This window comes from Stenotrophomonas bentonitica, assembly GCF_002887735.1.
Classification (GTDB): domain Bacteria; phylum Pseudomonadota; class Gammaproteobacteria; order Xanthomonadales; family Xanthomonadaceae; genus Stenotrophomonas; species Stenotrophomonas bentonitica_A.
Genome location: NZ_PKQP01000005.1, coordinates 146,210 through 167,866, shown reverse-complemented (window position 1 = coordinate 167,866; position 21,657 = coordinate 146,210). Strand labels below are relative to the sequence as shown.

General features: G+C 67.7%; 17 protein-coding genes and 1 riboswitch. Of the genes, 9 read left to right on the top strand and 8 right to left on the bottom strand.

Features of this window, described 5'->3' with window-relative positions:
• Positions 1–238: 238 nt before the first annotated feature.
• On the top strand, positions 239–1,627 hold the full coding sequence (locus C0R07_RS11630; RefSeq protein WP_070426556.1) for a DEAD/DEAH box helicase: 1,389 nt from the start codon (positions 239–241) through the stop codon (positions 1,625–1,627).
• 139 nt (positions 1,628–1,766) lie between these two features.
• Here the strand turns inward: C0R07_RS11630 and C0R07_RS11625 are convergent, their stop codons facing one another.
• The 4 genes from C0R07_RS11625 to C0R07_RS11610 all read right to left on the bottom strand — a co-directional run bounded on the left by C0R07_RS11625 (position 1,767) and on the right by C0R07_RS11610 (position 10,718).
• Positions 1,767–4,070 (bottom strand): TonB-dependent hemoglobin/transferrin/lactoferrin family receptor, encoded by a 2,304-nt coding sequence (locus C0R07_RS11625; RefSeq protein WP_019182601.1) that lies wholly within the window; start codon positions 4,068–4,070, stop codon positions 1,767–1,769.
• 174 nt (positions 4,071–4,244) lie between these two features.
• A complete protein-coding gene (locus C0R07_RS11620) occupies positions 4,245–5,096 on the bottom strand; it encodes a hypothetical protein (RefSeq protein ID WP_102788974.1) in 852 nt (283 codons plus the stop codon).
• Positions 5,097–5,383: 287 nt separating this feature from the next.
• Positions 5,384–7,966, bottom strand: coding sequence for a M14 family zinc carboxypeptidase (locus tag C0R07_RS11615; protein WP_428991902.1), 2,583 nt, complete (start codon positions 7,964–7,966; stop codon positions 5,384–5,386).
• 106 nt (positions 7,967–8,072) lie between these two features.
• Positions 8,073–10,718, bottom strand: a complete 2,646-nt coding sequence (locus C0R07_RS11610; RefSeq protein WP_102789032.1) for a TonB-dependent receptor — start codon at positions 10,716–10,718, stop codon at positions 8,073–8,075.
• 188 nt (positions 10,719–10,906) lie between these two features.
• Here C0R07_RS11610 and queD point away from each other — a divergent pair, with 188 nt between their 5' ends.
• The gene (queD, locus tag C0R07_RS11605; protein ID WP_019182605.1) at positions 10,907–11,260 is read left to right on the top strand and encodes a 6-carboxytetrahydropterin synthase QueD; all 354 of its coding nucleotides are present in this window, start codon (positions 10,907–10,909) and stop codon (positions 11,258–11,260) included.
• Between the two features lie 188 nt (positions 11,261–11,448).
• Positions 11,449–11,814, top strand: coding sequence for a phasin family protein (locus C0R07_RS11600; RefSeq protein WP_102788972.1), 366 nt, complete (start codon positions 11,449–11,451; stop codon positions 11,812–11,814).
• 94 nt (positions 11,815–11,908) lie between these two features.
• Here C0R07_RS11600 and C0R07_RS11595 read toward each other — a convergent pair whose 3' ends face one another.
• Entirely contained in the window at positions 11,909–13,375 is a 1,467-nt protein-coding gene (locus C0R07_RS11595) for a sensor histidine kinase (protein ID WP_046273818.1), read from the bottom strand.
• Positions 13,372–14,094, bottom strand: coding sequence for a response regulator transcription factor (locus C0R07_RS11590; protein WP_070471652.1), 723 nt, complete (start codon positions 14,092–14,094; stop codon positions 13,372–13,374). The genes C0R07_RS11595 and C0R07_RS11590 overlap by 4 nt, the downstream gene beginning before the upstream one ends.
• A gap of 146 nt (positions 14,095–14,240) precedes the next feature.
• Between C0R07_RS11590 and msrB the strand changes: the two genes are divergently transcribed.
• From msrB to C0R07_RS11570, 4 genes are all read left to right on the top strand, one after another.
• Complete coding sequence (gene msrB / locus C0R07_RS11585; protein ID WP_070471651.1) at positions 14,241–14,747, top strand: peptide-methionine (R)-S-oxide reductase MsrB; 507 nt, start codon at positions 14,241–14,243, stop codon at positions 14,745–14,747.
• Positions 14,748–14,782: 35 nt separating this feature from the next.
• Complete coding sequence (locus tag C0R07_RS11580; RefSeq protein WP_102788971.1) at positions 14,783–16,543, top strand: cytochrome c biogenesis protein DipZ; 1,761 nt, start codon at positions 14,783–14,785, stop codon at positions 16,541–16,543.
• 11 nt (positions 16,544–16,554) lie between these two features.
• Complete coding sequence (msrA, locus tag C0R07_RS11575) at positions 16,555–17,301, top strand: peptide-methionine (S)-S-oxide reductase MsrA (protein WP_102788970.1); 747 nt, start codon at positions 16,555–16,557, stop codon at positions 17,299–17,301.
• A 156-nt stretch (positions 17,302–17,457) separates the two neighbouring features.
• Positions 17,458–18,888 (top strand): PLP-dependent aminotransferase family protein, encoded by a 1,431-nt coding sequence (locus C0R07_RS11570; RefSeq protein WP_254427826.1) that lies wholly within the window; start codon positions 17,458–17,460, stop codon positions 18,886–18,888.
• 3 nt (positions 18,889–18,891) lie between these two features.
• Here C0R07_RS11570 and bioD read toward each other — a convergent pair whose 3' ends face one another.
• A complete protein-coding gene (gene bioD / locus C0R07_RS11565; protein WP_046273813.1) occupies positions 18,892–19,575 on the bottom strand; it encodes a dethiobiotin synthase in 684 nt (227 codons plus the stop codon).
• Positions 19,576–19,694: 119 nt separating this feature from the next.
• On the opposite strand from bioD, the gene C0R07_RS11560 reads away from it, so the two are divergent.
• A complete protein-coding gene (locus C0R07_RS11560) occupies positions 19,695–20,177 on the top strand; it encodes a GAF domain-containing protein (RefSeq protein WP_102788968.1) in 483 nt (160 codons plus the stop codon).
• Positions 20,174–20,545, top strand: coding sequence for a TfoX/Sxy family protein (locus C0R07_RS11555; RefSeq protein WP_070471647.1), 372 nt, complete (start codon positions 20,174–20,176; stop codon positions 20,543–20,545). The genes C0R07_RS11560 and C0R07_RS11555 overlap by 4 nt, the downstream gene beginning before the upstream one ends.
• Before the next feature lie 36 nt (positions 20,546–20,581).
• On the opposite strand, the gene C0R07_RS11550 is transcribed toward C0R07_RS11555, so the two are convergent.
• Positions 20,582–21,160 carry a histidine phosphatase family protein gene (locus C0R07_RS11550; RefSeq protein WP_046273810.1) on the bottom strand — a complete coding sequence of 193 codons (579 nt, stop codon included), beginning with the start codon at positions 21,158–21,160 and terminating at the stop codon, positions 20,582–20,584.
• Positions 21,161–21,312: 152 nt separating this feature from the next.
• A riboswitch (cobalamin riboswitch) is annotated at positions 21,313–21,544 on the top strand.
• Positions 21,545–21,657: the final 113 nt, after the last annotated feature.

Sequence of the window (21,657 nt, the reverse complement as noted above, 5' to 3'; positions counted from 1 at the left end):
CCGGGTCTGCAGCGGCCGTCCGTTTCCCTTCGGGATCGCCGGCGATATGGATCAACGATCCGTCGCCCGCCCCCACTCCGACGCCATTCGTCATGCATTCCAGTCTTCGCACCGCGTCGACTGCACCCAATTCTCGCAGCGCGGTTCACGGGAACGCTCCGAGTCAGCCGATCACATTGATCTGCCTCGCGTCCGGCCATTCGGCCTGGCGTTACTTTGTCTTTGGAGCTTCCACCCGATGTCTTTTGAATCCTTGGGCCTTGCCCCGTTCCTGCTGCGCGCGTTGACCGAGCAGGGCTACGATACCCCCACGCCGATCCAGGAGCAGGCCATCCCGCTCGCCCTGGAAGGTCGCGACCTGCTGGCCGGCGCACAGACCGGTACCGGCAAGACCGCCGCCTTCGGCCTGCCGCTGCTGCAGCACCTGGGTACCAACCCGCAGGCCGTCAATGGCCCGCGCAAGCCGCGTGCACTGGTGCTCGCCCCCACCCGCGAACTGGCCACCCAGGTACATGACAGCCTGCGGGGCTACAGCAAGTACCTGCGCATCCCGAGCGCCTGCATCTACGGCGGCGTCGGCATGGGCAACCAGTTCGACGTGCTGCGCCGTGGCGTGGACCTGCTGGTCGCCTGCCCGGGCCGCCTGATCGATCACATCGAGCGTCGCAGCGTCGACCTGTCCGGCATCGAGATCCTGGTCCTGGACGAAGCCGACCGCATGCTCGACATGGGCTTCCTGCCGTCGATCAAGAAGATCCTCGCCAAGCTGCCGCGCCAGAACCGCCAGACCCTGCTGTTCTCGGCCACCTTCGAAGAGAGCATCAAGCAGCTGGCCCTGGAATTCATGCGCGATCCGGCGCAGATCCAGGTGACCCCGAAGAACACCGTCGCCGAGACCATCACCCACCGCGTGCATCCGGTCGATGGCGCGCGCAAGCGCGAACTGCTGCTGCACCTGCTGGCGCAGGACAGCCGTGAGCAGACCCTGGTGTTCGGCCGTACCAAGCATGGCTGCGACAAGCTGGCGATGTTCCTGGACAAGTCCGGCATCAAGACCGCGGCGATCCACGGCAACAAGAGCCAGGGCCAGCGCCTGCGTGCCCTGGGTGACTTCAAGGCCGGCCGCGTGACCGTGCTGGTGGCCACCGACATCGCCGCACGCGGTATCGACATCAACGAACTGCCGAAGGTCATCAACTACGACCTGCCGATGGTGGCCGAGGATTACGTGCACCGCATCGGCCGTACCGGCCGTAACGGTTCGACCGGCCAGGCGATTTCGCTGGTGGCCCAGGACGAAGCCAAGCTGCTGCGCCAGATCGTGCGCCTGCTCGACAAGGACATGGACATCCGCGACGTGCCGGGCTTCGAGCCGCAGACCCCGATCCGCTGGGGCAACAGTGCGCCGGGCAAGGCCGAAGTGCCGGGTGGCGATCGTTCGCCGCGCAAGCATGCGCGTCGTCCGCACAGCGAGGCCCCGCGCCACGCCCATGCCGGCCCGAAGAAGGCCGGTGGCGGCCAGCGTGATGGCGCCGGTCGCGGTGCACCGCGCGGTGGCCAGCCGCAGGGCCAGCGCCGTGGCGGTGCCGGTCGCAGCCAGGGTGGCGGCGGCGGTCGCGCCAGCTGATTCCTACGGGCATCGCTGAAACGCAAAAAGGGCGACGCATCTGCGTCGCCCTTTTTTTGTGTGTCTCGGGAGCCGGCCAGCGGCCGGCACTACCGGCCCGGTCGTTGGCGCCTGTCCGGCAGTGGCTCGGCGCCCCGACTCAGAAGCTGTAGGCCACCGTGATCCGCGCATTGCGGCCGGGCTCGCTGTAGCGGCCGATGCCCTCATCGTTGACGTAGCCGTACAGCGTGTTGGTGCCCTTGTTGATGTTGCGCACGCGCTGCCAGAGGTAGTACTCCTCATTGGTCAGGTTGTAGATACCGGCGCTGAGCTTCCACTGCGGGGTGACGTTCCAGGTGCCGTACAGATCCAGCACGGTGTAGCCATCGGCCTTGTCGACGAAGGCGGGCGTGATGACCTTGCCGGTGGCGTCGGTGGTGTAGGCGTCCTTCGCTTTCTTGGCCACGGCGTGGGTCACGCTGGCGGTGAGGTTCCACACCGGCGACGGCGCGTAGCGCACGCCCAGTACCGCACTGGCCGGCACGATGCTCTCCAGCGGGTCGCCGTTGCGCTTCTCGCCTTCGCTGTAGGAGGCCGCCAGGCGCGAGGACCAGGCGTCGCTGATCTGCCAGCGCCCTTCCAGCTCTACGCCCTTCACCGTCACTTCGCCCGCGTTGGTCGGCATCGTGTAGTTGCGCGAATACAGCACCGGGCCGGTGGCGGTGGTGCGGAAGCCGCCGGGTACCGACTGGACCAGGTTGGTGTACTCGATGAAGTTCTCGTAGCGGTCGCGGAACACCGACAGGCCCAGCTGCGCGTGATCGGTGCTCCAGCGGTAACCGAACTCCAGATTCAGGCTCTTCTCCGCCTCCAGGTCCGGGTTGGACACGGTGTCGTTGAGCAGCAGCGGCTGGCCGTTCTGCGCGTTGATGACCTGGGTGGCGCTGGTCGGCGAATACATGTCCGCCACGGTCGGTGCGCGGAAGCCACGACCCACCTGGGCCCACAGCGCGTGATCGGGCAGGAAGCGGTACTCGGCGCCCAGCTGCCAGCTCGGCGAAGCGAAGCTCACATCGCGCACGGTGCCGGTGCGGTCCACGAAAGTGGCATCCACCTGCGGTGAGTAATCGTAACGGTCGTAGCGCGCACCGGCGCTGAGCGTCAGCCGTTCGTCCAGCAGCTGCACGCTGTCGCGCAGGTACAGGTTCCAGGCAGTCACGTCGGTCTTGGGCACCTGCCGCGGGTCGATCTCCACCGAGGCGACCGCGCCGGCCGCATTCCAGCGCGTATCAACCGCAGTGAAATCGATGTCGCGCTGCTGCCAGGCCAGGCCGTAGACCACGTCATGGCGCGCGCCGGCAGTGGCGAAGACCTTGCTGAAGTCGGCCGCGGCGCGGTCCAGGGTCTGCTTGGTCGAGCGGTTCTCGCTGCGCAGGCATGGCGTCGTGCCGCCGGGGCAACCGCTGCCGGCCACGATGGTGGTGATGCCACGGCTGTCGGTGACCTGGCGGTCCAGCTGTGCATCCAGCGTATCGAACAGCGCGTTGTCAGCGCGCCACTGGTAGTTCACCCCGTAGCGGTCACGGTCGTTGGTGTCATGGCCTTTGCGCGACAGGTAACCCGGCGCGTAGACGCGCGAGAGGTTGTCCACGTCGTTGGTGGCGCGGCCACGCTCGTAGAGGAAGCCCAGCGTGTTGGCCTCGTCAAGCTGCAGGTCGAGCTTGCCCAGCAGGTTGTCGCGGGTGCTGTCCACCGGATCCGGTGTGCGGCGACCGACCCCGATGCGGTCGTTGGTGGTGTCATACCACGACTCGGATTCATGGCCTTCGCGGCGGGTGTAGACCAGCATCGATTCGACGATGCCGGTACGGTTGGCAAAGGTCAGCGTGCCCATGGTTTCGTCATTGGCACCCGAGTAACCCGCCTTGAAGCCCAGGTGGGTGTCGTTGCCGGTGCGCGTGAGGTAGTCGGCCGGGTCCTTGGTGGTGAACACCACCGCACCCCCCAGCGCACCGCTGCCGGCGCTGATCGAGTCGGCGCCCTTGATCACGGCCAGGCTTTTGAGGGTATCGATGTCCACATCGCCGCGGCCACCGCGGAAGAACTCGTAGGAACGCGCGGTTTCCACCGATTCGCCCAGGCTCAGACCATCGACGGTGATCGCGACGCGGTCGCTTTCCAGGCCGCGGATATTGAAGCCGTTGTCGCCGAAGCGGCCCATGTCCACGATGCTGACACCGGGGATGTAGCGGATCGCTTCTTCCATCGTGTTGGCCATCTCGTTGTCGAGATCGGCCGCGGTAAGGACGGTGACGTTCTGGTTGGTCGAACGGGTTTTCTTGGCGCGCTCGGCCTGCACGCGCACGGTATCGAGCGTGCTGGCATCGGCAGCGGTTTCAGCATGCACGGTGACGGAAAGGCTGGCGCCAACCGCCAGCGCCAGCAGGGTGAGGGACGACTTCATGATCAAGCTCCGCAGGAGGGGAAGGAAATGGCGTGAGGCCGCGGTGGCGGCGGGCCGTTCCTGGCTGCGGCGATCGGTGGATCGAGCGGGGCTGGGGGGCAAGGGCGCGCAGGGGGCGCGCGCCGGGTTCATCCGTGGGTGCAGGCGTGCGACGTGCAGGGCACGTCCCGGCCGCTAGCGGTTGCCGTTGGCCGAATGCGCGCCGGCGACCGGCTCGGGATCGCGTGCATCGACGACGCCGTCGCCATTGCTGTCGGCGCGGTCGAACATGCGCTTGCCCGAGAGCTGGTACTCGGCAAAGGTCATGCGGCCATCGGTGTCGTTGTCCAGCGAGGCGAAGCGCACGCGGGCCTGGCGCGCGGCATCGGCACGGACACGCTGGCGCTGCTGCTCCAGGCGGCCGCTGAACTCGGCGGTGTATTCGGCCAGCGACAGCGTACCGTTGCCGTCGGCATCGGTGGCGGCGAAGCCCGCGGCACGCACTGCGTCGAACTCTTCGCGACCCACCGCGCCATCCTGGTTGCGGTCGTACAGCTCCAGCATGCCGTTGGCGGTGTGCGAGGTCGGCATCTTCAGCGGATCGCGCGAAGACGCTCCGGCGGTCTCCTGCGAGGCGTTCTGCGACGTCTCGTAGCCGGCCCAGGTGCGTTCGCCGGCGGCATCGTACTCGGCGCGGCTGATCGCCCCGTTTCCGTCGCGATCCAGTGCCTTGAAACGGGTGTCGGTCTGGCGCAGGTGGCCAGCGCGCGCGTCGGCCAGGCGCACATCGAAGCGCTGCAGGTACTCATCGACGTATTCCTGTTCGTCAACGTGGCCGTCCTGGTTGCGGTCGGTGTCGGTGTAACGCTGCTTGCGGAAGGCCTCGAACTGGGCCCAGCTGACGCTGTCGGTCCCTTCGGTGGCGAACTGCGCCAGGAAGGCGGCCGCGGTCGGGGACACAGGGGGGGCCTTGGTGGCCGGTTGTGCATGGGCGGCCGGCGCCAGCACCAGTGCCAGCAGGGCCGCGGTGAGCGGGACGATCTTCATGGTGGTTCCCCTGGAGAAAGGACGGTTACGGTTCGACAACGTGGACGCGCAGCGATCAGGTGGGCGGCTTCTCGCGGAAACAGCCGGGCGATCCCGGCGGGCGCCATCCTATTCTTATTGCGAATGATTCGCAATACGGAATTTTCACATGGGGTGTGATGGTGTCCAGCAACCGAAAACAGCCGACGTTGGTCGGCTGTGTCGGACACATAGGGGGGGAGGCCGGCGTGTCACCCCGGGTGTGGTCGGGAGCCGGCCAGCGGCCGGCACTACCGCTGCCGAAGGCGTCAGCCGCGCGGCTTGGTCGGGTTGAGCTGGTTGCCGAAGAAGATCGCGTTCAACAGCAGGCGCTCGGTGCCGTGCCAGTACTTGCGATGCGCCGGGTCATCGGCGAACAGCACCACGTTGCCCTGCCCCTGCGGCGAGACCAGCAGCCAGGCCGCACCAGCGACGCGGCTGCGGTTGCGCTCGGACAGATACCCGTTGACCTTGGGCGCTTCGTCGATGCGTACCACCGTGGAGAACGGGTTGCGGCTGGGCTGGAAGCTCAGGCCGTTTTCCTTGTTCACCGCCAGCTGCCGGCGCGGCACGCCGAAGCCCAGCGGATGCGTGGTGTCAACGTCGGCGCTGAGGATGTTGCCGCTCACGCGTTCGATCGCGGCGATGTCGCGCTGATCGCCAAAGGCGCGTCGTGCCGCCTCCGGTTCCTTCTCCTCCGGCCCCAGCACTTCGTCGCTGAGCTTCTGCTCGATCGCCCAGCGCGCGGCGGTGCCATAGGTGATCAACGTGCCGCCAGCATTGATCCAGCGCTTGAGCGCGGCCACGGCGGTGGCATCGACGCCACCGTAGGTGCCCCCGGCCAGGACAATCGTGGTGTAGCGATCCAGAGCGACCTTGCCGAGCTGGGCCGGATCGATCTTGCTGGCCGGCAGTTGCAGGTGCTGATCAAGCAGGAACCAGGCCGAGCCGATCTCGGTGGCACTCACGCCCTCGCCCATCACCAGCGCGACCGCCGGCTTGCGCAGTGCCTTGAGACTGTCGCTGCCCAGATCGATACCCCCACGGCTCTGCCCACTGGACAGCGCCTGGATATGCACGCCACTGCTGCGTGCGGCCGTGTCGACCGCCGCAAGCAGTTCGGCACCGGCCAGCGGCTGGCCCGCCACCGGCACCACCACGCTGCCGTAGCCGAACGACGGCTCGCCCTGCGCGGTGGCTGCCGTGAACGGCTGGAAGGCCGCGCGGGTCAGCAGGCCCTTGGCCTGCAGCGCGTACAGCGCGCGGCTGGCGTTGTAATCGCGCCAGTCAAACACGTAGGCATAGCCCGCCTGGCCACCGACCACGCCGCCGTTCGCGTCCGGCACGCTGGCCACGCGCTCGCCACCGGCAATCCGACTGCGGCTGGCGGCGAATGCGACGCCGTAGGCTGGTGCGATCGCATAGGAGGTGCTGCCGTAGAACACATCGCCCTTGATCGGCGGGGTGTCGGCGAAGATCGAATGGACGAGGCGGAACTGCGGCTGCGCGGCCTGGACCACGTAGGCGCTGCCCGGCTCGAAGCGTTGGCCGTCCACCGTCACCGGGGCGCTCAATGCCTGCACGGCGATCTGGTGCTGCAGCAGCAGATCCAGCAGGCGCCGGGTCAGGCCCGGATCGGCCGCGTCGCCGAACACGAACGACTTCACCGGCTGCTGGTTGGCCTGCTTCAGGGCCGACTGGAAGAAATCCTTCTGCAGCTTCAGCAGCCCGTCGCGCTCGGTGACCGCGCCGCGCACGGTGCCCAGGCCGGTGGCCACCTGGTTGCGGATGGTGAAGCCGAAGGTCAGCAGGCCGTTGACCGATTCCTGCACGCGGCCGCGCGAGCTGGCCTGCTCCACGGTCACCCCCACCGCACCGTGGAAGTCCGGGTAGGTCGAGCCATAGACCGGCGAGAAATTATCGAAGTTCTCCCCGGTGTAGTACAGCGAGCCCAGTGCATCCAGCGACTGTGCGTGGTACTTGGCCAGGGTCTTGTTGAACGCATACGACGAGGCCGGGATGAGCGGGCTGTGCATGCTGGCCGGCGACGGTTCGAAGTAGTAGGTGCTGTCCTTGCCCATCTCGTGGAAATCGATCTGGACGTTGGGATACCACTGGTGGAAGTAGGCGATCTTCGGCCGCGTGTCCTGCTGGGTCAGCGCCAGCCAGTCGCGGTTGAGGTCGGTGAAGTAGTGATTGGTGCGGCCCTGCGGGAACGGTTCGACATGTTCCTTGTCGGCCGGATCGGCCGAGGCCGGCGAGGACGCATACGCGTTGTGCCAGCTCGCCGCGCGGTCGCGCCCGTCCGGGTTCTGCGCCGGATCGAACAGCACCACCGCCTGCTGCAGCCACTGCGCGGTTTCCGCACTGCGGTTGGCGACCAGGTAGTAGGCGGTCAGCATCGCGGCTTCACCGCTGGAGGTTTCATTGCCGTGCACGCTGTAGCCCAGCCACACCACCACCGGGCTGCTGCCGGCGGCCGAGAGCGGCTGCGCCGGATCGGCCAGGGTGACGTGCTGGCGCCGCAGCGCCTCCAGGTTCTGCAGGTTCTGTGCCGAGGTCACCGTGGCGATCAGCAGCGGGCGGCCCTCGTAACTGCGGCCGATCTCTTCGACCTTGATCTCGTCCGAGTGTTTGGCCAGTTCGTTGAAGTAGGCCACCAGCTGGTCGTGCCGCGTGTAGCGGCTGCCGATCTCATAGCCGAGGAACTGCTGCGGGGTGGGAATGGACGGATCGAACTCGCCGCCCTGCGGGAAGAAGTACGCGCTCTGCGCGAACGCTGGCGCGGCCAGCAACCACAACGCGCCCATCAGCCAGGTGATGGGACGTGACACGACACGATGCAAAGACACAGCAGTTCCCCATGAAGCGGGCCGGCATCTCCGCCGGCCCCGTTGGATGCGCACGCTCCGGTGCAGCCAGGTGCCGGGCCGGCGCAAAGGCAACCGGCCCGCAGGTTCAGAAGCGGTAGTCGAAGCCGACCGTGAAGTAGCGGCCGCGCAGATCGTACTGACTGAAGTCGTACGGCGCGCGGATACCCGGGAACGAGGCGTCGTACGGCGGTTCCTCATCGGCCAGGTTCTGGATCTTCGCGTACAGGGTCAGCTTGTCGATGCCGGTGTAGCCCAGGTACAGGTCGAACTGGTTGTAGGCATCCACGCGGTCCTGCACGGCGGTGGCCGCGGCGCTGGCCTTCTGGTCGTAGCCGCTGGTGTAGTACCAGGTCAGCGCGGTGCGGAAATCGCCATAGCTCCAATCGAAGGTGGTGGTCGCCTTGTTCTTGGGCAGGGTGGCGCCGAGGTTGCTGCCGGCGTAATCCACCAGCGGACCACCGACCACGGTGGGGCGGCTGTAGTCGCGCACGTGGGTGAAGGCGGTGCTCAGGCCGAAGTCGCCGGCACGCTCGGTGGGGAAGCGCTGGCGCAGTTCGACATCGAAGCCGGAGGTCTTCAGCTCGCTCAGGTTCTGATAGCGGTTGTAGACCGCCAGCAGCTTGCCACGCTCATCGCGCAGCACCGCGCCGGGCACGTCATCGGTGACCAGAGTCTGGGTGTTGTTGGTGCCTACCAGGTTTTCCAGCTCGATGCGGTAGTAGTCCACGCTCAGGCTGGTGTTGGACCACGGCGAAAGCACGATGCCGGCATTGAAGCTCTTGGTACGCTCCGGCTTGAGGTCGTTGTTGCCCACGGTGAAGAAGGTCGGGTTCTGCCGCGAGCCCGGCACATCCGGATCGCGCGGATCGATCACGCTGCCGTAGGCGATGCTGGTGCTGTTGGAATTCTCCGACAGCGACGGCGCACGGAAGCCCTTGGAGGCGGCCGCGCGCACCAGCAGGATGTCCCACGGCTGCCAGCGCAGGCTCAGCTTGGGCGAGAAGGCATCGCCAAAATCGCTGTAATGATCGGCGCGCGCAGCGGCCTGCAGCTCCAGGCGCTCGGCCAGCGGCACGTTCACTTCGGCATAGGCCGCGGTCACCTTGCGCTCACCGTGCACCTCGGCGATCGCCGGGCGGATCTGCAGGCCCGCATCGATCTGCCAGGGATTGTTGGAATCGAGTTTCTCGCGGCGCCACTCGGCACCGGCGGCAAAGCCGATCTCGCCGGCCCAGGTGTGGCCCAGCGCACCGGAGATCTTGGCATCCACGCCCTGCAGCACCGACTCGGCCGGGCGCAGCGTGCTGATGTTGATCGCGTTGAGCACGTCCTGCGGGGTGGCCGCGGGATTGAGCAGGTTGTAGCTGCCGGTGGCCAGCGCATCGGCCAGCGCATAGCGGTTGGCAAAGCCGCCGGAGACGGTCTCGCTCTCACTGCTGCGCGCACCGAATGCACCCACTTCCCAGTCCCAGTTCTGCAGGCTGCCGCGCAGCCCGACCAGGCCGCGGTAGGCCTGCGAGCGGTTGGTCTTGATGGTCGCACCGAGGTTGAAGAAGGTGTACTCGATCGGCACGGCGCGGCCGTAGGGGTTGTACGGGCTGCTCGCCGGCAGATTGGAGGAGACCGGCTCGGCCAGCCCGGTATCGGCGTTGAGCGCGAAGCGGCCGCTTTCCAGGGTGAAGAACGGGCTGCTGCCGAACCAGGAGACGCCCTTGATGTCGCTGTAGAGCACTTCACCGAAGGCTTCGACGTTGTCATTCACCCGGAAGGTGCCGTTGACGTAGGCCTGGTAACGCTTGGTCGAGGGGATCAGCGTGGTGTACGGCGCCTGGTTGAAGCCGCAGGTGTTGCCGGCCAGGCCATCGATCGGCGCGCTGGCGACCAGGGTGGTGCCCTCCGGGCAGTTGCCGTTGGCATCGAGCATCGGCACCGAGGTGCCGTTGACCAGATACCGCGCGCCCTTGGCCGACCAGCCGTTCCAGCGGCCGCCGGGCTTGTCGGTGTAGATGCCCGACTTGGTCAGGTCGCGCTGGTCCTGGTCCAGGCGCTCACGGTTGTAGCCTTCCAGGCTGACCAGGATGTTGTAGCCATCCGTGTCCAGATCACCGATGCCGCCGATGAACTTCAGGTTCTGCTCGTCCAACCCGCCCTGGTCGGCGGTGCCGAGGCTGCCACCGAGTTCGGCGCCCTGGAAATTCTGCCGGGTGATGATGTTGACCACGCCGGCCACCGCGTCCGAGCCGTACACCGCCGAGGCGCCGTCCTTGAGCACTTCGATGCGTTCCACGGCCACCAGCGGCAGCGCGTTGAGGTTGACGAAGGTGTCCGACAGGCCGCCGGCCGGGAAGCCGTAGTTGGCCAGGCGACGGCCGTTGAGCAGCACCAGCGTGTTCTTCTGCGACAGGCCGCGCAGGCCGATGCCGGCCGAACCGGAGGCCCAGCCGTTGTTGGTGGTCTCGTTGTTGGCGTTGCCGGTGTTGGCCGAGATCGAGCGCAGCAGGTCGGCGACGGTGGCCTTGCCGGTCTCCTCCAGCTGCTGGCGCTCGATCACCTGCACCGGGTTGGCCGACTCGGTATCGGTGCGCTTGATGTTGGACCCGGTGACCCGCACGGCGGCAAGGGTCTTGCTGTCGCCGGCGGCGGCGGCATCGGGGGCGGCGTCGGCAAACGCGGTCAAAGGCGTTGCCAGAGCGACGGACAGCGCCGCTACAAGAAGAGTGTGCTTGGGCATGAACTTCAGTGGGGTGGTGGACGACAAGTTCCGCAGTAGTCCATGCCTGGCTGAACCGCGGCCAATAACATCTCTTCATACGGATATAAGAGAAACTAACATCTCTTCATCCGGATGGAAATGTTTTCGTTAGCAACAATTAACGCCCGACCCCTGCTGGAGCCCCAGCCCACCGCTACAATGCGGCCATGGAAATCTTCAAAGTCTTTACCCTCGAGGCCGCTCACCACCTCCCCAACGTGCCGCCGGGCCACAAGTGCGCGCGCCTGCACGGCCACTCCTTCCGGGTGGAACTCAAAGTGGAAGGCGAGCCCGGCGAGCAGACCGGCTGGATCATGGATTTCGGCGACGTCAAAGCCGCTTTCCAGCCGATCTACGACCGTCTGGACCACCACTACCTCAACGACATCCCCGGCTTGGAGAACCCGACCAGCGAGCGCCTGGCGATGTGGATCTGGGACGAACTCAAGCCGGCCCTGCCCGAGCTGAGCGAAGTCACCGTGCACGAAACCTGCACCTCCGGCTGCCGCTACCGCGGCTGACCCGGCAGCGCGCGGTAGAGCCGACCGTTGGTCGGCTCCCACCCCATCATCATCGCACGCAAGCCTTCGCAACCCATTGATTGGAAACCGGTTCAACTAAAACCGGGCCACCACTGGCGATGGAATGTTGCAATGCAATATTTTCGGCGTATGCTGCATTGCATCAACGTTCTCGAGCCGTCCTGACCATGGCGTCCGCGTTCACCGATTCCTTCAGCGACTACACCCGCCAGCTGGCCGCCACGGCCACGCGTGCCAACCGGCTCGCGCTGGAAAATGCCGAAAGCATGTTCGGGGTGCAGTTGAAGACGCTGGAGAAGAACATCACCGCCACCAGCGGGTTCTTCGGTGAAATCGTGCAGTCACAGGATGCTGGCACGCTGCAGTTGCTGCTGCCCAAAGGCGCGCAACTGGCGCGTGACAACCTCGCCCGTTGGTCCAGCGCCAGCCAGGAAGTGGCCGGCATGGGGTTGAAGGCCTCCGAAGCCTTCAGCGAACTCGCCCGGCAGCCGTTCGCGGCCGCCACGCCCAGCGCAGGCAAGACCCGCGGCTGAGCCGGACAACATCGAATTTGCGTGGGTCCCTCCCCCCACGCAATCCCAGACCCGACAGAACCCTCCCTCTGTCGGGTCTTTTTTTTGGGCGCTGTTACCGCGCTGCCGGCAACGAGAACACGAACAACGCCCCTTCCCGGCTCTCCAGCAGGCGGATCTCACGCCCGTGCAGCTGCACGATGCGATGCACGATCAGCAGGCCCAGCCCACCGCTGTCCGGCCGCTGGCTGCTCAACGCCGGCATCGCGGTAAACAGGGTGGCGCGGCGTTCGGCGGCAATGCCCGGGCCGGTATCGGCCACGCTGACCTGCACCTGGCCATCGGCCGCGCGCAGGGTGACCGTGATGCGCCCGCCTTCCGGCGTATGGCGGATCGCGTTGTCGAGCAGGTTGGTTAGCACCCGCTCGATCAATGCCAGGTCCGCGATCACCGGCGGGATACCCGGCGGAATGTCGGCGCTGAGTGTCTGCCGGCGGGACTCGGCCGCCAGCTCGAATTTCTGGAACACATCCTGGATCAGATCCGGCAGCGAGAACGCCTGGCGGTCCAGTACGACACCGCCGTGTTCGAGCCGGGCCAGCTCGAACAACGCCTGGGCCAGGCGCCCGACCTTGTGGCTCTGCGACAGCGCGATCGAGAGATAGCGCTGGCGCTCGTCGGCGCCCAGCGTGGCGTCTTTGAGGGCCAGCGTTTCCAGATACCCGTGCAGCGAGGACAGCGGCGTGCGCAGGTCGTGGGAGATATTGGCCACCAGCTCGCGCCGCTGCAGGTCCTGTTGGCGCAACTGTTGCCATTGCTCGCCCAGGCGCTGGGCCATGTGACCAAAGCTGTGCTGCAGGATGGCCAGTTCATCGCGCTCGCCGCTGCGCAGCGGCGCCGGCGGCGGGGCGGCATCGGGAGTGGCGGCATCGACATCGAAGGACTGGATGCGCCGGGTCAGCTGGCGCAGCGGGCGGGTGACCCAACGGAACGCGACCAGGCCGGCCAGCAGGCCCACCACCGCGACGATCGCCAACGACCACAGCGTGGTGCGCAGCGTACTGTTTGCGGCGATGTTGGCCGCCAGTGCTTCTCGCTGTTCACCGACCAGCACCACGTAGATGTAGCCGGCCTGATGCCCCTGCACCCACAGCGGCGCCGCGTTGAACACCTTGCGGCCGGTGGCGCTGCGCGGGTCATCGCCGAGGATCGGCAGCGGCTCGTCGCGCAGCAGCGCCTTTACCGGTGCCAGATCGACCCGGCTGCGCTTGAGATGACCGTCCGGAGCATCGTGGCCGAGGATGCGGCCCTGGTCGTCGAGCAGGTATACCTCCACGCTCGGGTTGACCGCCATCAGCTTGCCGAACAGCGCGCGCACTTCGCCGTTGCGCATGCCGCGGCCATCCATCAACTCGCCACTGCGCGCGATGTGTTCGGCCAGCCCGCGCGAGAGGCGCTGTACGGTTTCCTGCTCATGCACCGTGGTGCTGCGCATCTGGATCCACACCAGCGCGCCACAGCACAACAGCAGCAGCGCGAAGAACACCGCGGACAGGCGCTGCGACAACGTGAGCCGGATCATGCGCCGCCCCCTTCGTTGCCATCGACCAGTTTGTAGCCCCGTCCCCAGACCGTCTGGATGCGCTGCGGATTGGCCGCATCGCGCTCGATCTTGTTGCGCAGCCGGTTGATGTGGGTGTTGACGGTGTGCTCGTAGCCGTCGTGCTGGTAGCCCCACACCTGGTTGAGCAGGTCCATGCGCGAATACACCTGGCCGGGATGACGGGCGAAGAAGTACAGCAGGTCGAACTCGCGCGGAGTCAACTCCAGCGGTCGTCCCTCCACCAGCGCCGTGCGGGCGACCGGGTCGATGCGCAGCCCGGCCACCTCGATCTCACCGGCATCGATGCGTGCGTTCTGGGCCATCGCTTCCACCCGGCGCAGCAGCGCTTTCACGCGTGCCACCAGTTCCAGCATCGAGAAGGGCTTGGCCAGGTAATCGTCTGCGCCCAGCTCCAGGCCGAGAATGCGGTGCACTTCACTGGCGCGCGCACTGGTGATGATGATCGGCGTGTAGCGCGTCATCGCACGGGCGCGCTTGCAGATCTCCAGGCCGTCCACACCGGGCAGCATCAGGTCCAGCACCAGCGCGCTCCACGGCTGCGCCTCCAGCAGGGCCAGGCCCTCGTCGCCGGTGGCGGCATGGGTGACCTCATAACCTTCATCGCGCAGGTGCATGCGCAGCAGGTTGGCGATGTGGACATCGTCTTCGACGATCAGGACGCGCTTGGCACTGCTCATCGGCTCAGGGGGCGGCAGGAGGGCATGGCGGCATTGTCGACGGATCGCGACCTGAATGTGTCACGGAAAATTTAACCCTGCGTGAGGATTCGTTGACCGGGCCGGGCGCAGCATGGCCGCATCGTCCCCGTGCCCGGAGATCGGCCATGCGTTACACACGTCGCAATGTGCTTGGAATGGGTGGCATGGCTGCCGCGGCCGGCCTGTTCGGACTGACCGCCTGCAGCGGGCCCGCCCCGGCAGCTCCCGCCGCGCCTGCGCGCCAGTTCGAGGTCATGCGCAGCGATGCGCAGTGGCGCGAGCAGCTCACCCCGGCCCAGTACAGCGTGCTGCGCCGGCAGGGCACCGAGCGGCCGTTCAGCAGCCCGCTCAACAAGGAACACCGGCGCGGCACCTTCACCTGTGCGGGGTGCGCGCTGCCGCTGTTCTCCTCCTCCACCAAGTTCGACAGCGGTACCGGCTGGCCCAGCTTCTGGGCGCCGCTGCACGATGCCGTCGGCGAAGACCGCGACACCACGCTGGGCATGGTCCGGGTCGAGGCGCACTGCCGGCGTTGCGGTGGCCACCTCGGCCACGTGTTCGACGATGGCCCGCGCCCGACCGGACTGCGCTATTGCATGAACGGCGTGGCCATGAATTTCGTCGCGGCCTGAGCGCCGCACTCCCTGCGTCATAGAAGGACCTCTCCATGCTTCTGCTCGTGCTGGCCTACCTCGGTGGCGTGCTCACCATCCTCAGCCCCTGCATCCTGCCGGTGCTGCCGTTCGTGTTCGCACGGTCCGACCGCCCTTTCCTGCGCAGTGGGCTGCCGCTGCTGATCGGCATGACGTTGATGTTCGCCGTGGTCGCCAGCCTGGCGGCGGTGAGCAGCCAATGGGTGGCGCAGGCCAACCAGATCGGGCGCTGGATCGCACTGGTGGTGATGGCGGTGTTCGCGCTGGCGCTGCTGTGGCCGGCGCTGGCCGACCGCCTGCTGTCGCCGTTCCAGCGGCTGGGGGCGCGGCTGAGCGCCTCGGCCGATGCGGCCAGTGACGCGGGCCGGGGGGGCGTGGGTACCTCGCTGCTGATCGGCATCGCCACCGGCCTGCTGTGGGCACCGTGCGCGGGACCGATCCTCGGCCTGATCCTCACCGGCGCGGCGTTGCAGGGCGCCAGTGTCGGCACCAGCGGGCTGTTGCTCGCCTATGCACTGGGCGCGGCGACCTCGCTGGCGCTGGCGATCTGGATCGGCGGGCGCGTGTTCGCCGCGCTCAAGCGTCGCCTCGGCGTGGGCGAGTGGGTGCGCCGTGGGCTGGGCATCGCCGCATTGTTGGCGGTGGTCGCCATCGCGATGGGCTGGGATACCGGCGTACTGACCCGGCTCTCCACGGTCAGCACCGCCAAGCTGGAACAGGGCCTGCTCGACGTGCTGCCAGCACAGGAACCGGCCGCCGGCGCGGCGATGATGCGCGCCGCTGCGAGCACGCCCGGGCAGCCACTGCCGGTGGAAGGCACCCTGCCCTCGCTGGCCGGTGCCACCGGGTGGCTCAACAGCCCGCCCTTGGATGCACCGCCGCTGCGCGGCAAGGTGGTGCTGGTCGATTTCTGGACCTACTCCTGCATCAACTGCCTGCGCGCGATGCCGTACGTGCGCGAGTGGGCCGAGCGCTATCGCGACCACGGGCTGGTGGTGATCGGCGTGCACGCACCGGAGTTCGCCTTCGAGCGCAACCTGGCCAACGTGCAGCGCGCGGTGAAGGACCTGAAGGTGACCTACCCGGTGGCGATCGACAACGACTTCGCCATCTGGCGCGGCTTCAACAACAAGTACTGGCCGGCGCACTACTTCATCGATGCGCAGGGCCAGATCCGTGCGCATCACTTCGGTGAAGGCAACTATGCGCAGTCCGAGCAGATCATCCGCCAGCTGCTGCGCGAGGCCGGCAACACCCTCCCCGGTGATGACGCACCGGTGGCGATGGCGCTGGATGGCGTGGCGCGCCAGGCCGACATGGACAACCTCAAATCGCCGGAGACCTACCTGGGTCACGCTCGCGCCGAGAACTTCGCCTCGCCCGGTGGCCAGCGCCAGGACCAGCCTGCCGACTACACCGTCCCTGCCACCCTTCAACACAACCAGTGGGCATTGGCAGGACGCTGGACGGTGGGCAACGAAGACGCCCGGCTGGAGACGGATGGCGGCCGTATCGCCTTCCGCTTCCATGCGCGCGACCTGCACCTGGTGCTGGCCCCGGGCGAGGACGGCAAGCCGGTCCGCTTCCGCGTGCGCATCGACGGGCAGGCGCCGGGCGCAGCGGCCGGCGGTGACATCACCGCCGATGGCGACGGCCGCGTGGATGAAAACCGTCTGTATCAGCTGATCCGCCAGTCCGGCACCGTGCAGGAGCGCACCTTCGAGATCGAGTTCCTCGATCCGGGCGTGCACGCCTACGCCTTTACGTTTGGTTGAGGAGCCATCGCATGAAGATCGCGTTCGACAAACTCGTTGCAGGCGGCATCGCTGTCGCCATCGCGGCACTCACCGCCAGCGTGGTGGTGGTCGGTCTTGATCGGCCGGCACACGCTGCCGCGGCCGCCACGACCGTGGCCTTGCCTCCCCCTGCCGGCAAGGCGGACCTGCGCCAACCCGGCGTGAAGCGCGCGCAGGTGGTGTTCGCCGGTGGCTGCTTCTGGGGCGTGCAGGGCGTGTTCCAGCACATCAAGGGCGTGGACAATGCGCTCTCCGGCTACATCGGCGGCAGTGCGGCGAACGCCACCTACCCGCGCGTCGGCGGCGGTGGTACCGGCCATGCCGAGGCGGTACAGGTCACCTACGATCCGGCCCAGGTCAGCTATGGCCAGCTGATGCAGGTGTTCTTCTCGGTGGCGCATGATCCGACCCAGCTCAACCGGCAGGGCCCGGACCGCGGCACCCAGTACCGCTCGGCGGTCTATGCCGACGACGCCGCGCAGCGCGATGCCACCCGCGCCTACATCGCCCAGCTGCAGCAGGCCAGGACCTACGCCGCGCCGGTGGTGACCCAGGTCGAGGGTGGCAAGCCGTTCTTCGCCGCCGAGGGCTATCACCAGAACTACCTCACGCTGCATCCGGAATCGCTGTATATCCGGATCAACGACCTGCCCAAGGTGGCCGCGCTGAAGCAGCAGTATCCGGCGCTGTACCGCGAGCAGCCGCGCCTGGTGAGTACCTCCATTTCGGCGCGCTGATCACGCGGCGAACCAGAAGAAAAGACGCACGGCACACACCGCTCTGCCGTGCGCGAGAGAAGTCGTCACGCCCATGGTAGGCTGCGTCCCAACGCGGATACAGATGCAGATGACTGGCATCCGCACGGTTACAGATACCCGTGGATGCAGATGCCGATGGCGACCAACCTCTACCAGTCCCTGGCCGATGAAATGGCCGACGCGATCCGCAGTGGGCGCTTGCCGGTCGGCACCCGGCTGCCGTCGCTGCGCGGCCTGGCGACACAGCGCAGCCTCAGCCTCAACACGGTGATCGCCGCGTATCGGCAGCTGGAGGATGCCGGGCTGGTGCTGCCGCGGCCCAAGGCCGGCTTCGTGGTCAGCCCGCGTCTGCCCGAACCGACGCAGTCGCTGCGGCAGGCGCCGTCTCCGCCCACCGCACCGGCACAGCAGGCGATGATGGCGCGCGTGCTGGCCGCACAGCAGCAACCGGGCATCGTCGACCTGGCCTTCGCCGGGCCGCGCGGCAAGCGCTTCTATCCCGGTGCGCAGCTGGCCCGCATCACCGCGCAGGTACTGCGCCGGGCTGCCACCACGGTGGAGACCTACGCACGTCCCAACGGTGCGGCACGGCTGTTGACGCAGATCGTGCAGCGAGGGCCACGGCTGGGGCTGCACACCACCACCGACCGGCTGGTGCTCACCCATGGCGCGATGGAAGCCCTGCAGCTGGCGCTGCGCGTGGTGACCCAACCCGGCGATGCGGTCGCGATCGAAGCGCCCTCGTATTTCAACATCTACCCGCTGCTGCGCAGCCTGGGCCTGCGCGCGATCGAGCTGCCCACCCATCCGAGGGACGGCCTCGATCTGGAAGCACTGGAAGCGCTGCTCGCCGCCGGCGGCATCGCCGCGATCATGGTCATGCCGACCGTGCACAATCCACTCGGCGGCAGCATGCCCGTGCCGAACAAGCAGCGCCTGGCCGAGCTGGTGAACCATTACCAGGTGCCGTTGATCGAAGATGCGGTCTACGCCGAGCTGCAGTTCAAGGAGCCGCTGGAACCGCTGGCCAAGAGCTTCGATCGCGATGGCTGGATCATGGTCTGCAGTGGTTTCTCCAAGACGCTGGCGCCGGATTACCGGATCGGCTGGCTCGATGGGGGTCGCTTCGCTGCCGATATCCAGCTGCTGAAATTCCATTCCTCCGGCGCCGAATCACGCCTGCTCGGCGATGCGGTGGCGGCATTCCTGGAGGCCGGAAACTACGAACACCACCTGCGTGGGCTGCGCCGGCTCTACAGCGACCAGGTGAGCCACGTGCGTGGGCTGATCGCCCAGCATTTTCCGCCCGGCACCTCGGCCACCCAGCCGACCGGTGGGTTCCTTCTGTGGGTGGAGCTGCCCCCGGCGATCGATGCCGGGGAGCTGTTCGAGCAGGCCTTGGCCGAGGGCGTGGTGTTCATGCCCGGCCAGGTGTACTCGCGCGGTGCCCGCTACCGGCATTGCCTGCGCCTGTCGTGCTGCCAGGAACTGGACGAGCGCTTCGCCAGCGCGATTGCCACGGTCGGCCGGCTCGCCAGCGCGCTGCAGGTGCGCGCAGGCGGCTGACGCTCAGAACACCAGGCGGTCTGCCAGGCTCGCCGGATCCGCACCCGGCGCATACGGCAGGCGACCCCAGCACGGCATCGGCAACCGCGCCTTGAGCAACGCGACATTCTCATCGCGGCGCGCCATCGCCGGGTCCACCTCGTTGGCGATCCAACCGATGCAGTGCGCGCCGCGGGCCGCGATCGCCTCGGCGGTCAGCCGTGCGTGGTTGAGGCAACCCAGCCGCAGCCCGACCACCATCACCACCGGCAGCTTCAGCGCCTGCACCAGATCACTCTGGTCCAGCGTGGCCGACAGCGGCGCCAGCCAGCCGCCGACGCCCTCCACCACCACCGTGTCCGCGCTGGCACGCAGGCGCGCGAAGGCAGCTTCGATCGGCGCCAGCGACAGTTGCACGCCCGCTTCTGCCGCCGCGATCTCCGGCGCGAGCGGCTGCTCCAGCGCGAAGGGGTTCAGGTCGTCGTACCCGGGCGTCGGCACGCTGGCAGCCAGCAGGGCGGTGGCGTCCTCGTTGCGCAGGCCCTGCGGGGTGCGCTCACAGCCGCTGGCGACCGGCTTCATGCCCACGGCCGTGCCGCCATGCCGGCGCAGGGCATGCAGCAGCACGCAGCTGCTGAAGGTCTTGCCGATGCCGGTATCGGTACCGGTGACGAACAAAGCGGCGGGCAACGGCGCAGGCAGGGACATGAAAGACGACCAGGGCTGGAAACGCGTCATTATCCGCCGTCCCGGCAACGCCGCGCTGCGGTCTGCTGCGTTCCGCCGGCCCCGGCGCAGGCGGGCGTGCGGCTTGGTAGACTGCGGCCATGTTCGATACCTCCACGCTTACCGGCAGCAAGCCGGAACAGTACGGCCAGCTGCTGGCCCAGGCCCGTGCCCTGGTGCATGGCGAGCGCGACCGCATCGCCAATGCGGCCAACCTGTCGGCGCTCGTCTACCACGCCCTGCCGCACCTGAACTGGGTCGGCTTCTACTTCTTCGACGGCAACGAGCTGGTCGTCGGCCCGTTCCAGGGCCTGCCCGCCTGCGTGCGCATTCCGCTCGACAAGGGCGTGTGTGGCGCCGCCGCCTCGCAGCGGGTTACCCAGCGCATCGAAGACGTGGACGCCTTCCCGGGCCACATCGCCTGCGACTCGGCCTCGCGCTCGGAGCTGGTGGTGCCGCTGGTCCACAACGGCAACCTGGTCGGTGTATTCGATCTGGACAGCCCGTCGCTGGCGCGCTTCGACGCCGAGGACCAGGCCGGCCTTGAAGCGATCGCCGCGGTGTTCGTCGAGGCCCTGGGATGAGTGGCGCCAAGCTGCGCAACATCGGCCCGAAGAGCGCAGCATGGCTGCGCCAGGTCGGTCTGCGTACGCCGGAAGACCTGGTGGCGGTCGGCGCCGTGGGTGCCTTCGTCAAGGTGCGCCGTGCCGGCTTCAAACCGAGCCTGAACCTGCTCTATTCGCTGGAAGGCGCGCTGCAGGACTGCCACTGGCAGGAACTGCCGGAAGCACGCCGTACCGTGCTGGTGGCCGAGTACGAGGCCATCATCGCCGAGCAGCCGCTGAAGAAGGCGCCGCCCGCGTCCGGCCCGGTCTACGACCGCACGGTCGAGCATCGCGATGATGAGGGCGATGAGGCATCGCCGTTCGAGAGCGACGACGAGCCTCGCTGATCCGCACGGACCGACGCATCGTCGGTCCTGCGCGCTTCATACCTGCTGCAGTTCCAGCAGCTCGCCCCAGAGTTGATCGTCTTCGCGCTCCACGCGCAGCCGCAGCCGCGTGCCGTGGTCGATGCGCAGCGCCCAGCACATCGCCATCGGCAACCCGCAGACCTGCGACAGCACCATGCGCAGCGGCCCGCCATGACTGACGATCAGGGTCGGCACCGGGTCCGGATCATCCAGCAGCCGGTGCAGCCCACGCGCGATGCGGCGCTCGAAGTGGCCCCAGCTTTCGCCGTGCGGCGGCGGGTTGGCGTGCGGGTCCAGATGGAACGCCGACAGCGCGTCCATCGGCAGCGCCTCCAGCGCGGCACCATCCCAGTCGCCGAAATCCAGCTCTTCCCATTCCTCGTCAGTGTCCACCCCCCGCCCGAGCGGGGCCGCCAGCGCTTCGGCGGTGCGCACGGCGCGCTGCCGCGGCGAGCACAGCACGCGCTCCCAGGACAGCGCCGCGTAGCGCGCGCACAGCGCGTCGGTGGCGCCCTCATGCAGCGGTGGATCGGTACGGCCATCGAGATGGTCGTCGCGGCCGGTGCTGGCGTGGCGGATCAGGTCGAGGATCATGCCGGGCCCCCTCTGCTGCCCGCTGCGGCCGGCCGGTGAGGGTCACGGGCGTCGGTACCGGGGTGCTGCAACCACGTCGGGGTCATGGAGATCACATCGAAAAAGCGAGGCGCATTCTAACCGGTGCGCTCCACCGGCCCGGCCGATGGCTTAGACTGCGCCCACTTTCAGGTGACCCGGGGCTGCAATGCCGCCAGGTTGAAACGGGAAGCCGGTGACGCGTCAGGCCTCGTGCCCCGCCGCCACTCCGGCGCTGCCCCCGCAACGGTAAGCGAGGAAACACCAGGCAACACGCCACTGTGCTCCGGCATGGGAAGGCGCCTGGCACGATGGCACCGCCATCGACCCGCAAGCCCGGAGACCGGCCTGGAAGACGACTGGTTGCGATGCGGCGGGCATGGCGGCGGCAAGCGGCGCCGTGCGCGTCCGCCAACCGTCGATCCATCCCTGCAGCGCGATCATCCCCACCCCTTGCCGCGCGGGCGTGCGCGGTGCAT

What these genes read in the sequence shown, in the direction of transcription:
- C0R07_RS11610 (WP_102789032.1), bottom strand. Translation starts at nt 10,718, where the DNA reads ATGCCCAAGCACACTCTTCTTGTAGCGGCGCTGTCCGTCGCTCTGGCA.
- C0R07_RS11580 (WP_102788971.1), top strand. Translation starts at nt 14,783, where the DNA reads ATGCTTCTGCTCGTGCTGGCCTACCTCGGTGGCGTGCTCACCATCCTC.
- C0R07_RS11625 (WP_019182601.1), bottom strand. Translation starts at nt 4,070, where the DNA reads ATGAAGTCGTCCCTCACCCTGCTGGCGCTGGCGGTTGGCGCCAGCCTT.
- C0R07_RS11550 (WP_046273810.1), bottom strand. Translation starts at nt 21,160, where the DNA reads ATGATCCTCGACCTGATCCGCCACGCCAGCACCGGCCGCGACGACCAT.
- C0R07_RS11570 (WP_254427826.1), top strand. Translation starts at nt 17,458, where the DNA reads ATGGCGACCAACCTCTACCAGTCCCTGGCCGATGAAATGGCCGACGCG.
- C0R07_RS11620 (WP_102788974.1), bottom strand. Translation starts at nt 5,096, where the DNA reads ATGAAGATCGTCCCGCTCACCGCGGCCCTGCTGGCACTGGTGCTGGCG.
- C0R07_RS11555 (WP_070471647.1), top strand. Translation starts at nt 20,174, where the DNA reads ATGAGTGGCGCCAAGCTGCGCAACATCGGCCCGAAGAGCGCAGCATGG.
- C0R07_RS11590 (WP_070471652.1), bottom strand. Translation starts at nt 14,094, where the DNA reads ATGAGCAGTGCCAAGCGCGTCCTGATCGTCGAAGACGATGTCCACATC.
- bioD (WP_046273813.1), bottom strand. Translation starts at nt 19,575, where the DNA reads ATGTCCCTGCCTGCGCCGTTGCCCGCCGCTTTGTTCGTCACCGGTACC.
- C0R07_RS11595 (WP_046273818.1), bottom strand. Translation starts at nt 13,375, where the DNA reads ATGATCCGGCTCACGTTGTCGCAGCGCCTGTCCGCGGTGTTCTTCGCG.
- queD (WP_019182605.1), top strand. Translation starts at nt 10,907, where the DNA reads ATGGAAATCTTCAAAGTCTTTACCCTCGAGGCCGCTCACCACCTCCCC.
- msrB (WP_070471651.1), top strand. Translation starts at nt 14,241, where the DNA reads ATGCGTTACACACGTCGCAATGTGCTTGGAATGGGTGGCATGGCTGCC.
- C0R07_RS11600 (WP_102788972.1), top strand. Translation starts at nt 11,449, where the DNA reads ATGGCGTCCGCGTTCACCGATTCCTTCAGCGACTACACCCGCCAGCTG.
- msrA (WP_102788970.1), top strand. Translation starts at nt 16,555, where the DNA reads ATGAAGATCGCGTTCGACAAACTCGTTGCAGGCGGCATCGCTGTCGCC.
- C0R07_RS11630 (WP_070426556.1), top strand. Translation starts at nt 239, where the DNA reads ATGTCTTTTGAATCCTTGGGCCTTGCCCCGTTCCTGCTGCGCGCGTTG.
- C0R07_RS11560 (WP_102788968.1), top strand. Translation starts at nt 19,695, where the DNA reads ATGTTCGATACCTCCACGCTTACCGGCAGCAAGCCGGAACAGTACGGC.